Genomic DNA, 15745 nt, shown 5'->3' on the forward strand with positions numbered 1-15745 from the left:
TAAATCATGGAATTATTGCTTTTGTTAATGGTCAAATTTAAACTATTAACAATAAGGAATTGATTACATGCGTGGCCCGTTATTTAAAACTGCACTAACAACCTCTTTACTTGCAACCCTTACTGCGTGCTCTGGCGATGACTCAAGCTCGAGTAAAAGTGGTTATATCCAATTATACAATGGCTCTTATAATAGCCCGTACACCCGTTTATTTATCGAAGATGCTGAGCGCTCAGGCACTGATTTTGGTGGCGTTACCACTCGTCATAATTACAGTACTAATAACTATGATGTGAGCTTTAAGTACCTTGATGCAAACGACAGCTATATAACGATCAGTGAAAAAGCAGTTTCGGTAAAAGACGACATGACCCAATTATGGGTGATGGATGGCGATTTTTCAGAGCCAACATTCAGTGAGTTAAGTGTACCAACCGGCAGTGATGAAGGGGCTGTTAATTTAGGCTTCTTTAATATTGCCGGAGAAAACATTAGTTTTGATGTGTATTTAGCAAATGATGATGGCTTATTTGAAACCGCTGAGTTAATTGCATCACCACGGTATTTAAACGAACTGGCACTGCAAAGCTTTGATGAAGGATATTACACACTGTATTTAACTCAAAGCGGCAGTACTGATGTGCTATTTGAGTCTGCTTCGATTTACCTAAATGATGATGCCAGTTATGTTGCGATGATCAGATCAAGTTACGCCACTGAAGAACATGGTATTACGCTAGATCTCGTTACTTCAAGCAATACCGTAACCACGCTCAAACATCAAAATGCCCAAGGGCAATTGCGTTTTATCAATACTATTGATGATTACCCGCAAACTAGCTTTAGTGCAACGCGGGGGAGCGCAAGCAGCACTTCGCAAGTAACCGCTAATGACAGCTACTCAAACTACATTGAGCTTGCTCCAAACAGTTACAGTATTGCTATGTTAGATGAGCAAGGAAATGCAATTGTTGATAACTTTTTACTAACCCTTGAGCGCGAGCAAAGTAATGTTGGTGTTTTTTATAAAGATAAAGATTACGGCCCGCGAATGATGACAGTAAAAGAAACCTTAACGCCAAGTAGCTACAGTCATAAGGTGACAGTCGTTAACTTAATTGATAGTTACGCGGGGCAAAATATTACTGACGTTGATGTGGTATTTACCCTCAATGGTGAAACCGTAGATGATGCTAAAAATATTATTGATGGCATCGATCAGTATGATCAAGAAGATCAGGTTGTCGATAATGAAATTTACACCACTTATGTGCTTTATGAAGATAATGGCCAGCAAATTGTACTCATGCAACAAGGCGATATGGACTTTAGCCAAGAAGGTAACTACATATTAATTCTTGAGCATGATGAAACAACCAGCACTGGCTATAAAATGACGCTAGAGCGAACGGTTACTGATTCGGTAGAGTAATCTTACTTTAATTTCAGCCTCGTAATAGCGAGGCTGAGATTTTTGGGTATATTTTCAATACACTTTACGTTATAAGGGAATATTAAAAGCAGTCAAGGATTGAAAAATGGACGATGTTTTAGGGCTCATAGTCATTTTATCGTTAGTTGTAGTCGCAGGCTCTATTGCCGGTTTTATTGCTTTAACGCAAATAAGTACGTTAAAGCAAGATATTGCGATGTTAAAAAAACAACTGCGTGGAGTCATGGTAGACAATACAGGGCAGCATCAAGTGTCGCTAGACATTGCTGCTAATATAACTGAGCCGCAAGTAGATCATCCGTTTACGCTAGAACGATCATCCCAAGCTGAGGCAACTTTACATCAGCAACCATCGGTAAAAAAATACGTAAACACCGCACCGACTATAATAACAACTTCTCGCCCGAAACAAGCTTCTCCCTCAGTTATTGATATTTTCTTTAGTAAATTAAAAACACAGTTCCAAGAAAATTGGATGACCTGGATTGGCGGCGTCGCGCTGGCCTTTGGTGGTATATTTTTGGCAAAATACAGTCTTGATGCCGGCTTATTATCACCAAGCTTACGACTCACCTTAGGGGGCTTATTTGGTGTCGCATTAATTGCCGGTGCCGAGTATTTACATAGAAAAGGTATTGTCTTCGAAGGCTTTAATAATTACGTGCCTGCAGCACTTGCAGGTGGCGGGTTTATTAGCTGCTTTGCATTAACGTTATTAGCTTATTCAAGCTATGCCATGTTAAGCCCAACCGTGGCGTTTGTGATGCTGGCAGTAATTGCACTGGCCGCAAGCTCTATGGCGCTGCGTTTAGGGCCTTTATTGGCCGTGCTTGGCATAGTTGGCGCTTACAGCGTGCCGATTTGGGTTAATACTGGCAGTGGTAATTTAGCTGCTTTACTGATGTACATTGGCTTTATCACTTTTGCTGCGGTATTAGTGGCGCAAAAAGTAAAACGTAATTGGCTGTGGTATTTACTATGGGCTGGGCATATTGGCTGGTATTGGGTGGCACTGAGTGTAATCAATACGCAGCAATATTGGATTGTTGGTGGTTTTGCACTGCTCTCTATTATTGGTTTAATTGCCATAGCTCGATTAGGTTTAACTTTGCGTTTATTAGAATATCGCCCACATAGTTTACAGCGATTATTAAAATTACAGCCGGATCATCCGTTATTGTTAGCGATAGTAATTCCTTTATTGCTGGCGATAATGACAGAGGCGGTGAGCTTACAATGGCAAATAGTGATGGTGTGTTTAATCGTCATGCTGTTATTTTTAGTGCTGCAAAATAGTCGTTGGGATCTTTGGCAAGGTGTGGCGTTAGTGGTTGCGATGTTATTAGTCTTTAGCCAACAACGTTATAGTGTCGATAGCAATGATCATTTGTTTGTATTTAGGGAAATGTATGGCGTAGGGTTATTACTCGCGGTTGGGCTTTGTCTATACGGGCTTTATTTTGGCGCGCGTTACTATAAACGTTTAACGTTTCATTTAGTGGCTGCGTTTAGTGTGTTTACCTTGATTGCAACGCTCTATACCATAATACCCGAGCAAGGCTTAGGCGTTGCGTATCCGCTATGGACTGTATTTTTGCTAGTTACGAGTGGTGTATTAATTAAACGCGCACAAACAGCTCACACTCAATGGCAGCAGTTTAGTTATTGGGTTGGCGCTAATGCTAATATAACTCTTTGTTTAACTATGTTATTAGCCGATAGCGGGTTAACCCTCGCACTGGCTGCTCAAGTGTTGGTTATTAGCTATCTGGTGAAACGCCATGATGTGCCTATGCCGCATTGGCCTATTAAAGTGCTGGTGGCTGTGGTGCTGGCAAGGCTAACCTTTGCACCGTGGACTGCACATTATTTTGATCTAACCATATTTTCAATGCATTGGAGCGCAATTGTGTATCCATCAGCGGTTGGGTTATTTTGGTTTGCCGCAAAACAGTGGCAACAAACAGATATGAAAATTTGGCTCGAAGGGGCTGCATTACATTGCTTAGCATTATTTATCACCACCGAGACCAGCTATCAACTAGTCGGGCATTATCCACAGCTTACTTCTTTAAGCTTTTATGAGCAGGTATTACTCAGTTGTAATTGGTTAGCACTTGGCTGCGTTTATTTGCATCGGTCACGCAGCGCAGGGCAACTGGGTAAACTTTATCGCATTGCAGGGCTTGCACTTGCGGGACTCGCTGGCTTGTTGTTGATAAGTACAGCATTGTATGAAAATCCACTATTTATACGCCTTTACGTTGGTGAAATGCCATTATTTAATTGGCTGTTATTAACCTGGCTCGTACCAAGTATTCTTACACTGTGGTTGGCTAAATTAGTTAAACCACTTAATGCTAAGTTTAGTCAAATAGTACTGGGTGCATCAGGCTTATTAGCAGTGTTAGCTATCAACACATTGATCCGCCAATATTGGCAAGGCGGGTTCATTTATCTTGATAAAGCGACCAGTGACGCCGAGCTATACAGCTATTCGATCATTTGGTTATTACTTGGCGCGTTGGTGATCATTACCGGGCATTTAAAACAACAGTTGCTACTACAAAAAGTCGGCTTAGGCATTCTCGGCGCGGTTATCGTGAAGGTATTCTTAATTGATATGGCAAGCCTGACCGGCTTGCTCAAAGCTGTATCATTTATTGGTTTAGGCCTGTCGCTCGTTGGCCTAAGCTGGCTGTTTCAAAAGCTCAGGAGTAAAGCACCAGCGGGGTAATTTAACTCAAGCAGTACACCCAATAAGATTGTTGGGTGTACTTAGTTATGTTGTTTAACGCCAATCTGTTCTAACCTTTTGCCTAGCACCTAGCACCTAGCACCTAGCACCTAGCACCTTTCCCTTCACGTACTATGGTTTAGCAGTGCTTTTAATTTCCCTGGCTTGATTGGTTTAGACAAGTAATGAATATCAGCGGCTTTAGTCGCTTGTTTTAGCTCTACGTCGCGTACTGCGGTGATTAAAATTGCCGGTACGTTGGTTTGCCAAATTTCCCGCAGGGCTTTAATTAATGTAATACCATCGTGTTCATGGCCTAACTGATAATCCATTAATATCACATCCGGTGCGCTGTGTTCATTTGCGTATGCGAGTACGCCTTCAACTTGATCAAACAACTGATAATTAGCTTGCCACTTTTGTAATAAACTGGCCATGGCGTTTAGGTTTTCAGGGTCGTCATCAACGGCAACGATATTCATTGCAGAGCGCTCTTCAAACAAGCTATTGGTAACGTGTTTTTGCTGAACAAATTGGCTTTCGCCATAAGGGACTTCAATACTAAAGCAGCTACCTCTTTGCGGAGTTGAGCGCACATCTAAGCGAATCGACAGTAAATCTACCATACGCTTTACTACGCTAAGGCCAAGGCCAACGCCTTTATTGTCAGAGGCCTCTACGCGGTAGAAGTCGTTAAATATTTTTGCTTGCTCTACCTCGCTAATGCCAGGGCCGGTGTCCCACACTTCAATGCGCAGGTGATGTTTGCGTTTACGACACGCTACTAATACTTTGCCCGTATTGGTGTATTTAACTGCATTTGATACTAAGTTCTGCACAATTCGCCGTAGATAGGTGATATCACTGTGGACAATATGCTGTCCGCTGCGCACTGTGAGCTTGAGGCCTTTTTCGCTTGTTAAAATGGCGTATTCATTACGCAGTGGTGCGAGGATATCATCAATACTAAAGTGGCGAGGGGTGGGGGTCATCGCACCTTGTTCAAGTTTGGCAATTTCTAATAGGGCTGACATTAAATGCACTGTTGAATCGAGGCTGGCACCGAGCTTTTCGAAGTTATTGATATTATTATCAGCGAGGGATTTTTCATCTATCGCAGCAAGGTATAAACGGGCGGCGTTGAGCGGTTGCAAAATATCGTGACTTGCTAAAGCTAAAAAGCGGGTTTTACTGTCATTGGCTTGCTCTGCTTCTCGTTTTGCTAAAGTGAGTGCTTGCTCTGTTTGTACGCGGCTTTCTATTTGTGCTTCGAGATCTTTATTGATAGTTCGAATTTCTTGGGTACGCGCTTCAATACGATTTTCCAAATCCATATTCACTTCTTCAAGTGCATTTTGTGTGGCAATGTGAGTGGTAATATCTGAAAAGCTAGTAACAAAGCCGCCATCAGGCAGTGGGTTACCGGTCATTTCGTACACTAGGCCGTTACGACGGTGACGGATAAAGTGATGCGAACTACCATTTTTTAAATGTTGTACGCGCTTTTCTACTTGGCGTTCTATTTCACCAGGGCCACATTCGCCGCGCTCCGCATTGTAACGAATAATTTGCTCAATCGGTTGACCTACTTCTAAAAATCCTTCGGGGTAATTAAACATCTCTGCGTAGCGCTTATTCCACGCAACAAGATTAAGCTCTTTATCAACAACTGAAATACCATGACTGAGATTCTCTAAAGAGGTGAACAACAGGTTTTGGTTAAACTGTAGTGCTTGCGTTGTTTCATCAAAAAAGTTAACCACTTCTTCAAATGCCATTCGCTTGCCCGACGCTACAGTGTGGATCAAAGCTTGCGCTGAAGAGGCGCCTAATACACCGGTCAAGGCGCGTTCGCAGTAAGCTATAAACTCAGGATCGGGGTGAGTGTTATTTTCTCCGAGTTGGTGAGTCAGTGAAAAATGCGTCAATACTTGTTGGCTACGCTGGACTCCTAAAAAGGTTTGTAACAGTACTTTAAAATCGTATACCGTGGCTTTCACGTTTTTGTTTAAACGTCTTGCAAGTACTGCTTGCTCCTTGGGATTAACGAATGCTGCTGCTTGAATTTTATCAATTAACCGCTCATCAGCTCCCAGTGAAAAACTAATATAACAGCCAATATTGGCAAATAAAGCGATCAGTGTGCCGCGGGTAATAAGGGTTTGTTGTAGTTCGGTGTCAAGTGTATTACCTGCATCTAAAATAGGTAACATTAGAAATAATATCCAACAAATCAACCCCGCTAATAAACCAGCATAAACACCGTAGGCATGGCCTTTGCGCCAGTATAGGCCGCCCACAATGGCGGGTAATAATTGCGTTACCAAAGAAAATGCAACTAACCCCATGCTGGCTAGTGCTTTGCCATGACCAAACCATTGCTGATAAAAATACGATAAGATCAAAATACCGGCGATGGTAAAACGCCTTACCAGTAATATTTGTGGCTTATAACTGCTGGTGATCAGGTTGCGTTTGAATTTACGTCGCAGCATTAGCGGTAATACCACATCGTTTGAGATCATGGTACTCAGGGTCAAAGTGGCAACCACAATCATCGCAGTCGCTGCGGATATTCCGCCAATAAATACAAAGGTGGTAAGTAATACATTGTCATTCATTAATGGCAGCGCCAATACAAAACTATCAGGGGAGAAGCTATTGCCGATCTGTGGATGAATAGCTGCGGTGGCTATTGGTAAAATCATTGCTGCCGTCAGCAGTAAATAAAGTGGAAATGCCCAACGAGCGGTAAATAGGTGACGTTTGTCTTGGTTATCAACCACTGTAACGTGAAATTGTCTTGGCAAACAGATGATTGCAGCAGCGGCCATCAGTGATTGACCAATAAAGTTAAAGCTTAAAAAGTTAAAATTATTCCAATGTTGCCATAAAGATTCTTTTATTTGTCCTTCATTAGCACTGGGTAAATTATACAAGGTGTACACCGCCAAAGCCGCCACTGCTACTAGTGCCAGTAGTTTGATCATTGATTCAAATGCGACTGCGAGCATTAATCCTGAACGGTATTCGGTTACATCAACTTTACGGGTACCAAAAAATATTGCGAACATAGCCATGATCAGAGTTGCAGAAAGCGCGACCATTGAACCCGATATTTTATTGTCACTTTGTAGTAGTAAGAAGCTGTTGCTCAGTGCCTTTAACTGTAAGGCGATATAAGGAATAGTTGCTAGTAGGGCAATCATAGTCACCATAATGGCGGTGGTTTGACGCTTACCATAACGGGCAGAGATAAAATCGGCGATGGTGGTGATATTTTGTTTTTTACTCACTAGTACCAGTTTGCGCAAAAATCCTTGTCCGAAAAAAAACAACAGTGCAGGACCAAGTAGAATAGGTAAATAGCTCCAACTACTGGTAGCTGCAGTACCAACAGAGCCGTAATAAGTCCACGAAGTACAGTAAATACCCAGCGAAAAGGAGTAAACAAAAGGGTGATGGCTAATTCGTTTTGCCAGCGGTGTGGTTTTATCGCCCCAGTTTGCTAGCCAAAACAATATGCCAATGTACGCTAAAGCGACAAAAATTAGTGCAGCAGTCATGTTTTTATTCAATTTTTATTATGTTATTGCACACCATACCAGAAGTTTTCACTATTTTGAGCTGTCAATTTTTGTGAGTATTCTGAAAATAAACATATTTATTTGATATATATAAGAAATTTAATGTTTTATTGATGTATTAGACTAATGTCGCAAGTGTGCAATATAGCCTGGATGAATAGTTAAAATCACCGAGTGGAAATACTTAACATTATGATAAAAAACGTTTTTTACTTTTTTGTAACAAGCGCCGCATTGCAGTTTACGTAAACGTTAATCTGTTGTTACGACTATGGTCTCAATTCAATATTGTTCAGGCATTGCTAAGTTTATAGCCGAGAATAAATCGAACACATCACTTTTTACAGATGTTAAAGAGGAAATAAAAAATGGCTTTTAAAGATGAAGAACAAGCAAAAGCTTATTGGGCGGAAAACATTTCACTGCTGTTTAAATTATTAGCAGTTTGGTTTGTCGTGTCGTTTGGCTTTGGCATATTACTGGTTGATGTACTTAATGAAGTGCGTTTCTTTGGGTTTAAACTTGGCTTCTGGTTCTCCCAGCAAGGCGCGATTTATACCTTTGTGGCTTTGATTTTTGTGTACGTTTTCAAAATGAATACGTTAGATAAAAAATACGGCGTAGACGAATAGGAGCTAAGCAATGGATGTTCAAACACTCACGTTTATAATTGTCGGGTTGAGCTTCGCGCTTTATATCGGCATTGCTATTTGGGCCCGAGCAGGCTCAACAAAAGAGTTTTATGTAGCCGGTGGTGGTGTTCCGCCTCTGGCTAATGGTATGGCAACAGCCGCAGATTGGATGAGTGCAGCGTCATTTATCTCAATGGCGGGTATCATCTCTTTTGCAGGGTATGATGGCGGCGTTTACTTAATGGGGTGGACTGGTGGTTATGTACTACTTGCTATGTGTTTAGCACCTTACTTACGTAAATTCGGCAAGTTTACTGTGCCAGACTTTATTGGGGATCGTTACTATTCACGCACCGCGCGTTTAGTGGCAATCTTATGTGCCATCTTCATTTGTTTTACATACATTGCAGGGCAAATGCGTGGTGTAGGCGTTGTATTCTCACGTTTCTTAGAAGTTGAAATTGAAACTGGCGTTTACATTGGTATGGTTATCGTCTTCTTCTATGCGGTACTCGGTGGTATGAAGGGCATTACTTATACCCAAGTAGCACAGTACTGTGTACTGGTATTTGCTTACCTTGTTCCTGCCATCTTTATCTCTATGATGATGACGGGTCACTTCTTCCCACAAACAGGCTTTGGCGCGACATTAATTGGCAGCGATGGTGTATACGTACTTGATAAACTGGACGGTTTAAGTGCTGAACTTGGCTTTGCACAATACACTGAAGGCTCTAAGAGCATGATTGATGTGTTTGCTATTACTGGTGCCTTAATGGTGGGTACTGCCGGTCTTCCTCATGTAATCGTACGCTTTTTCACTGTACCTCGCGTTAAAGATACGCGTATTTCAGCGGCATGGACATTAGTGTTCATTGCGATAGTTTACACAACCGCGCCAGCCGTTGCGGCATTTGCCCGCGTAAACATGATTGATACCATAAATGGTAAAGACGGAAGTGGTACTGAATACGCTGAAGCACCAGTATGGGTAAAAAATTGGGAAAGAACGGGCTTAATCACTTTTAATGATAAAAATGGTGATGGCAAAATGTTCTACACAGCAGGTAAGATAAGTGATCCAAATAGCGCTAACGAAGTTAACGTTGACCGCGACATCATGGTACTTGCTAACCCTGAAATTGCTAACTTACCAGCATGGGTCGTGGCACTTGTGGCCGCCGGTGGTATTGCTGCTGCATTATCAACAACAGCAGGCTTATTATTAGTTATTTCGACTTCGGTATCGCATGATTTGCTTAAGCGGACCTTAAAACCAGACATTAGCGATAAACAAGAGTTACTCGCAGCGAGGTTGGCAGCCATGGTTGCGATTGTTATCTCCGCTTACTTTGGTATTAATCCGCCTGGATTCGTGGCGTCGGTAGTGGCATTTGCATTCGGCTTGGCCGCAGCAAGTTTCTTCCCGGCGATCATTATGGGTATCTTCTCTAAGAAGATGAATAAAGAAGGTGCGGTTCTAGGTATGGTTACAGGTATTACCTTTACTGCAGCATATATCATCTTCTTCAAGTTTATCAGCCCAGAACTAAATAGCCCTGAGCATTGGTTCTTAGGTATTTCACCGGAAGGTATTGGTTTAGTAGGTATGATTATTAATTTCTCAGTTGCAGCAATCGTACTTAAATTTACTGCCGATACACCGCTTGAAATTCAAGAAATGGTTGAAAGCATTCGTAATCCTAAAGGTTCTAGTGAAGCTCACGCTCACTAATAACGCTGATACTCTATTAATTAATATTGATAGATCCAAAAGCCCGACTTAAGTCGGGCTTTTTATTTACCGTTGATAGCAGTACAGTGATTGTACGATTGTTTTTTGCGAGTAGACAAATGAATAATGAGCAACAGGAAGTAGCCCAGTTTGTGCTAGCACAAACTCCTTTTAGTCACCTTAATAGCAGTGCTACGGATTATTTTGTAAAGCACCTAGATGTTATTTATCTGACTCGTGAAAACCAAACACAATGGCTGCAATCAGAATCACCTAAACTGTTTTTAATTCGCTCTGGTTTGTATGACTTAGTGGATGCTAAAGGTGATGTGATCACACGGTTAGCGCAAGGAGAGTATTTTGGTTTTCCTTCGTTATTAACCGGAGAAGCAATTCAAAATCATTTAGCAGTGCAAAAAGAGGGCATTGTTTATATGCTCAACCAAGATGCTTTCGACTACTTGCGCCGTGAATATAAAACGTTTGAGCAGTATTTTGTGCGCGCGCATGCAAATCGGCTGCTTTCTTCACATTATAAAAGCCAAAACGATAGTTGGTCTGAACGTAAAATATCTGAACTGATGTCACGTAAAGCGGTCACATTATCGCCCGATGCAAGTATTCGTCAAGCAGCTAAAAAAATGAAAGAGCACGGCGTGTCTTCGATTATGGTGACAGAATTTGAACGCTTAGTTGGTGTGGTTACAGATCGCGATTTACGTAACCGAGTATTGGCAGATGAAATCGATCCCAAACAAGCGGTTAGCATTATCATGAGTGTCAAACCCAAGTTTATTTTTGAAAATAACCGTGTTTTTTCAGCTCTGCATTTAATGCTCAAACATAACATTCATCATTTACCAGTGTTGGATGAACACCATAAAGCGTTGGGTATGATCACCAGCACAGACTTATTACGTCAGCAAAAGAGCGACCCCGTACAATTGATTGGCCGTATTTATAAAGCTCGCAGTGTCGCCGATTTAAAGCGTTATGCGGCAGAAGTACCAGAATTACTGCGTAGTTTTTCTCATAATATTGATGATATATCTTTAATAGGTAAATTACTCAGTGGCTTAACTGATGCGTTAACCTCACGACTAATATATTTATTCCAAGAAGATAACGGTGCCGCTCCTACTAGCTTTAGTTTTATTTGTTTTGGCTCTCAAGCGCGTGAAGAGCAAACCTTACATTCTGATCAAGATAACGGCTTATTACTACCTGATGACTTAAGCGAGCAACATCAAGATTACTATCGCCGCATGGGGGAGTTTGTTTGCGAACAGTTGGTTGAGTGCGGTATTAAACGCTGCCCAGGTAATATTATGGCAAGCAGCGAATTATGCAGAATGAGTATATCGGATTGGTGTGAGCGCTTTTTTAACTGGATCAAAAGCCCGACACCTGAAGCAATGCTCAACTGTAAAATATTTTTTGATTTACGTTTTATTGAAGGCTCAACGGCACTTTACACTGCATTTTGTGAGCAACTAACCCGAATTTCTCGCAACGAATTATTTTACGCCGCAATGGCAACGGATATTAAATCGAATTCTGTGCCGATAGGGTTATTTAATCAATTCAAGTTAGAAAAAGATGCTAAGCAACATAGATACATTGATTTGAAAAAGCGTGGTGTGGTTATCATCAATGACATTGTGCGCTTGTATGCGTTAAAAGCAGGGATCCGCAGAGCGAACACCCAAGAGCGCTTAGATGCATTGCTGAAACACTCATTGTTAAGTAATCACGATGTATATAATTTGAAAGACTGCTGGCGATTTTTAACTCAATTACGTTTACGTACACAAATAAATGAAGAAGGACTACCGAGTAACTGTATTAATCCAGATAAGTTAAACTCGCTAGAGCGCCATCAATTAAAAGAAGCGTTTTATTTACTCAAGCTCGCACAACAAGCTGCGGCATTTAAGTTTGCTCGTGGAAGTTTATAAATATGTGTTTTGCTATGAATAAGGTGACAAGCTAAGTGGTTAAACGTTGGTTGAGTCGTTATTTAGCACGTAAGCGATTACTTGCTCAAAACGCACTAGTACAGCGCTATATAGTGATTGATTTAGAGTTGACTGGACTGGATCCAAAACTGCATGAAATCGTCTCGATTGCGTGGGTGTTGATAGAAAAGCAATGCATTAAATTGAGCCAAGCTCAGCACGCCATAAATAAAGAAGTGCTGCGCCTTGAGCAAAGTCCTGTTTATCATGGAATTGCCCAGCAAGATGTCGCTAATGGAAAAAGCTTAGCGGCTATTTTAGCTAAGCTAAGCGCTCATTTTTCGGATGCTATTTTGGTGTTTCATAATGCTACTTTAGATTGGGGATTTTTAAAGCAGGCATTTCAAGCACATAATATTGATGTGCAGCCTTTATTGATTATTGATACTTTTCAGATTGAAAAAAAGCGCCTGCACCAACAAGGCCATGAAATAGGCTTAGACGATTTAACTCTCAGTGCCTGCAGGGCGCGGTATGAGCTACCTCATTATGGTTGCCATCATGCACTTACCGATGCCATGGCTACCGCTGAATTACTGTTAGCACAATGCCATCAAATTAGCCGTGGCAATGAACTAAAGTTGGCTGAGTTGGTTTAAACCTAACGCTGATTAATTACACTCTACCGTTCTCATTATTATTAATATATATCCTAGCTGAACAACTGTTTTAATTGTTAACTATATCGCGCCGTAAGTATTAATTTTTATTCTTAAAAACAGGCTTTTATCGTAATCTTTTTAGGTACTTTATTTGCTATTGTAGAGCACTAACATTTACTTTCTCGTTTGGTTTTTATCTATGAAAAATAATTTACTGCCATCTTTAGCTGGCGTTTTAGTGAGCTTGTTCGCCGTATGGTGGTTACATGGGTTTTTATTGGTTGACCGCTGTTTAGATAGTGGTGGGGCTTTTAATCATAAAACAAACTTATGCGTGGGCGCAAACGAGCAAATAATAGAACTTGCTACACCGTCAGGTATGTTAGTTATTTATGGTGTGGTGATTATGGCTTTGTCGCTATTAACGGGTCGTTTGCTTCGAAAATTACTTAAAAGTTAACTCAAAGCTTTTAGTGCTTAGTAACTAGCATCTAGAAGTTTGATATTAATCACCATCAAAAGCGGGCTTAAAACATTTATTTAACTTTCCCTCTTATAATCAAGACAAAGGTCGATTACAATACGCGCATCTAAAAGGCAGGTTGCCTTTATCTGCAAGCAACTAGAGTGGATTTTCTTCTTCATGGCAATCAAACTTGCAATCAATGGTTTTGGTCGAATTGGTCGAAATATTGTTCGCGCTCTTTATGAATCGGGCTTAAGCGACGAGATCAAAATTGTTGCGATTAATGAACTTGCTGATCCTCAAGGGATCGCTCATCTTCTTAAATATGATACGTCTCATGGCCGTTTTGCGTTTCCAGTTACTTTAGGTGAAGACACCTTATCGGTAGCGGGCGATACAATTGCTTTATTTGCAGAACAAAACCCGCGTGAATTACCTTGGCAGTTACTTGATGTTGATGTGGTTTTAGAATGTACTGGTGTGTATCACTCTCGTGAACATGCGCAATTACATCTTGATGCTGGCGCAAAGAAAGTCTTATTTTCTCAGCCCGCAGATGCGGATGTTGATGCCACTATTGTTTATGGTATCAATGATGATGAACTACTCGCTGAGCATACGATTGTCTCTAATGGATCATGTACCACAAACTGTATAGTACCGGTGATTAAAGTACTTGATGATGCCTTTGGTATAGAATCAGGGGCGATTACGACTATTCATGCGTCGATGAATGATCAGCAAGTAATTGATGCTTATCATCATGATTTACGTCGTACTCGCGCTGCGAGTCAGTCGATTATTCCCGTTGATACTAAATTAGCTCGCGGTATTGAGCGTATTTTACCTAAGTTCCATGGCCGCTTTGAAGCTATTTCGGTGCGAGTACCTACTATCAATGTTACTGCGATGGATTTGAGTGTGACTGTCAACGCCGATGTTGATTTAAAAGCGGTAAATAAGGTATTAAAAGCAGCAGCGAGAGATCGCCTAGAAGGTATTTTAAGTTATACCGAAGAGCCATTGGTCTCGGTTGATTTTAATCATGACCCACATTCTTGTATTATAGATGGCACACAGACACGAGTCAGTCATAAACGACTGATAAAGTTGTTAGTGTGGTGTGATAATGAGTGGGGGTTTGCTAATAGAATGCTCGATACAGCACGAGTGATGATGGCAGCAAGTAATTAATATAAAAGTTCAAACCTAAAAATAAAACCTATATATTTCAAGTCAGTATCGTTAACTAAGGAGAAGTCCATGTCGGTCATAAATATGGCGGATTTAGATTTAAACGGCAAACGCGTGTTAATTCGTGAAGATTTAAATGTACCAGTAAAAGCAGGTAAAGTGACCTCAGATGCACGTATTCGTGCTGCATTACCGAGTATTAAATTAGCCCTTGAAAAAGGCGCTAAAGTAATGGTTATGTCACACCTAGGCCGCCCTACGGAAGGGGAATATGATGAAGCGTTTTCTTTAGCGCCAGTTGTTGATTACCTTAATGAAGCACTTGAACAAAATGTACGTCTTGAAAAAGATTATTTAAATGGCGTTGAAATTGCTGATAATGAAGTGGTCGTTTTTGAAAACGTACGCTTTAATGTTGGCGAAAGCAAAGATGACGAAGCGTTATCTAAAAAGCTTGCTGCATTATGTGATGTGTATGTAATGGATGCATTTGGTACCGCCCATCGTGCTCAAGCGTCTACCCATGGCGTTGGTTTATTTGCAGATGTTGCTTGTGCAGGCCCACTATTGGCGGCTGAATTAGAGGCATTAGGTAAAGCACTTGATAACCCAGCTCGTCCATTAGTGGCGATTGTGGGCGGCTCTAAAGTATCAACTAAACTAACAGTACTTGATTCACTTTCAACGATTGTTGATCAATTAGTCACTGGTGGCGGTATTGCAAATACCTTTATTGCTGCGGCAGGCTACCCGGTTGGTAAGTCATTATACGAAGCTGACCTAATTGATGAAGCAAATAAGCTAAGTGCGGCTGCTAAAAGTAATAATGGTGAAATACCAGTACCTACTGATGTGGTTGTTGGCAATGAGTTTTCAGAATCAGCCGTTGCAACATTAAAAGATGTTAGCGAAGTAACAGACACAGATATGATTTTTGATATTGGCCCAGATACAGCGAGCAAACTTGCAAAAATTATTGCTAATGCAGGTACTGTTGTATGGAATGGTCCGGTAGGTGTATTTGAATTTGACCAGTTTGGTAATGGCACCCGTGCTATTGCTCAAGCAATCGCTAATTCAAATGCGTTCTCAATAGCTGGTGGCGGTGATACGTTAGCAGCGATTGATAAATACGGCATTGCCGATAAAATTTCGTATATTTCAACTGGCGGTGGTGCTTTCCTTGAGTTTTTAGAAGGGAAAAAATTACCAGCAGTTGCTATGCTTGAACAACGCGCTAAGTAATTAGCGTTTACTCAATGTAGTTAGCAATCGTTAGTTTAGGCTGCTAACTACACTGAGTGTGATCAGATATTAAATA

At 41.1% G+C, this 15745-nt stretch carries 10 protein-coding genes; 9 read left to right on the plus strand and 1 reads right to left on the minus strand.

Annotated elements, in window-relative coordinates; translation table 11 throughout:
• Window positions 1-67 precede the first annotated feature (67 nt).
• Together PVK79_RS04605 and PVK79_RS04610 are read left to right on the plus strand one after the other, a co-directional pair.
• Window positions 68-1432, plus strand: coding sequence for a hypothetical protein (locus PVK79_RS04605; protein WP_257325396.1), 1365 nt, complete (start codon window positions 68-70; stop codon window positions 1430-1432).
• Window positions 1433-1538: 106 nt separating this feature from the next.
• Complete coding sequence (locus PVK79_RS04610; RefSeq protein ID WP_257325397.1) at window positions 1539-4190, plus strand: DUF2339 domain-containing protein; 2652 nt, start codon at window positions 1539-1541, stop codon at window positions 4188-4190.
• 125 nt (window positions 4191-4315) lie between these two features.
• On the opposite strand, the gene PVK79_RS04615 is transcribed toward PVK79_RS04610, so the two are convergent.
• Entirely contained in the window at window positions 4316-7756 is a 3441-nt protein-coding gene (locus PVK79_RS04615; RefSeq protein WP_257325398.1) for a PAS domain-containing hybrid sensor histidine kinase/response regulator, read from the minus strand.
• Between the two features lie 389 nt (window positions 7757-8145).
• Between PVK79_RS04615 and PVK79_RS04620 the strand changes: the two genes are divergently transcribed.
• From PVK79_RS04620 to PVK79_RS04650, 7 genes are all read left to right on the plus strand, one after another.
• Window positions 8146-8409, plus strand: coding sequence for a DUF4212 domain-containing protein (locus tag PVK79_RS04620; protein ID WP_004586074.1), 264 nt, complete (start codon window positions 8146-8148; stop codon window positions 8407-8409).
• A gap of 10 nt (window positions 8410-8419) precedes the next feature.
• Complete coding sequence (locus PVK79_RS04625) at window positions 8420-10144, plus strand: sodium:solute symporter family protein (protein WP_145235323.1); 1725 nt, start codon at window positions 8420-8422, stop codon at window positions 10142-10144.
• 119 nt (window positions 10145-10263) lie between these two features.
• Complete coding sequence (locus PVK79_RS04630; RefSeq protein WP_145235325.1) at window positions 10264-12102, plus strand: DUF294 nucleotidyltransferase-like domain-containing protein; 1839 nt, start codon at window positions 10264-10266, stop codon at window positions 12100-12102.
• Window positions 12103-12137: 35 nt separating this feature from the next.
• Window positions 12138-12761 carry a 3'-5' exonuclease gene (locus tag PVK79_RS04635; RefSeq protein WP_145235327.1) on the plus strand — a complete coding sequence of 208 codons (624 nt, stop codon included), beginning with the start codon at window positions 12138-12140 and terminating at the stop codon, window positions 12759-12761.
• 202 nt (window positions 12762-12963) lie between these two features.
• Window positions 12964-13224, plus strand: coding sequence for a hypothetical protein (locus PVK79_RS04640; RefSeq protein ID WP_257325399.1), 261 nt, complete (start codon window positions 12964-12966; stop codon window positions 13222-13224).
• Window positions 13225-13407: 183 nt separating this feature from the next.
• Window positions 13408-14424, plus strand: coding sequence for an erythrose-4-phosphate dehydrogenase (gene epd / locus PVK79_RS04645; RefSeq protein WP_145235357.1), 1017 nt, complete (start codon window positions 13408-13410; stop codon window positions 14422-14424).
• A 69-nt stretch (window positions 14425-14493) separates the two neighbouring features.
• A complete protein-coding gene (locus PVK79_RS04650; RefSeq protein WP_145235359.1) occupies window positions 14494-15669 on the plus strand; it encodes a phosphoglycerate kinase in 1176 nt (391 codons plus the stop codon).
• The last annotated feature ends 76 nt before the right edge of the window (window positions 15670-15745 follow it).

Origin of the sequence: Pseudoalteromonas rhizosphaerae, assembly GCF_028885455.1 — a bacterium.
In the GTDB taxonomy this organism is placed as follows: Bacteria; Pseudomonadota; Gammaproteobacteria; order Enterobacterales; family Alteromonadaceae; genus Pseudoalteromonas; species Pseudoalteromonas rhizosphaerae.

Bases quoted from the DNA above. Each gene is read 5' to 3' on its own strand.
- PVK79_RS04650 (WP_145235359.1), top strand. From the start codon at position 14,494: ATGTCGGTCATAAATATGGCGGATTTAGATTTAAACGGCAAACGCGTG.
- PVK79_RS04605 (WP_257325396.1), top strand. From the start codon at position 68: ATGCGTGGCCCGTTATTTAAAACTGCACTAACAACCTCTTTACTTGCA.
- epd (WP_145235357.1), top strand. From the start codon at position 13,408: ATGGCAATCAAACTTGCAATCAATGGTTTTGGTCGAATTGGTCGAAAT.
- PVK79_RS04625 (WP_145235323.1), top strand. From the start codon at position 8,420: ATGGATGTTCAAACACTCACGTTTATAATTGTCGGGTTGAGCTTCGCG.
- PVK79_RS04640 (WP_257325399.1), top strand. From the start codon at position 12,964: ATGAAAAATAATTTACTGCCATCTTTAGCTGGCGTTTTAGTGAGCTTG.
- PVK79_RS04610 (WP_257325397.1), top strand. From the start codon at position 1,539: ATGGACGATGTTTTAGGGCTCATAGTCATTTTATCGTTAGTTGTAGTC.
- PVK79_RS04615 (WP_257325398.1), bottom strand. From the start codon at position 7,756: ATGACTGCTGCACTAATTTTTGTCGCTTTAGCGTACATTGGCATATTG.
- PVK79_RS04630 (WP_145235325.1), top strand. From the start codon at position 10,264: ATGAATAATGAGCAACAGGAAGTAGCCCAGTTTGTGCTAGCACAAACT.
- PVK79_RS04620 (WP_004586074.1), top strand. From the start codon at position 8,146: ATGGCTTTTAAAGATGAAGAACAAGCAAAAGCTTATTGGGCGGAAAAC.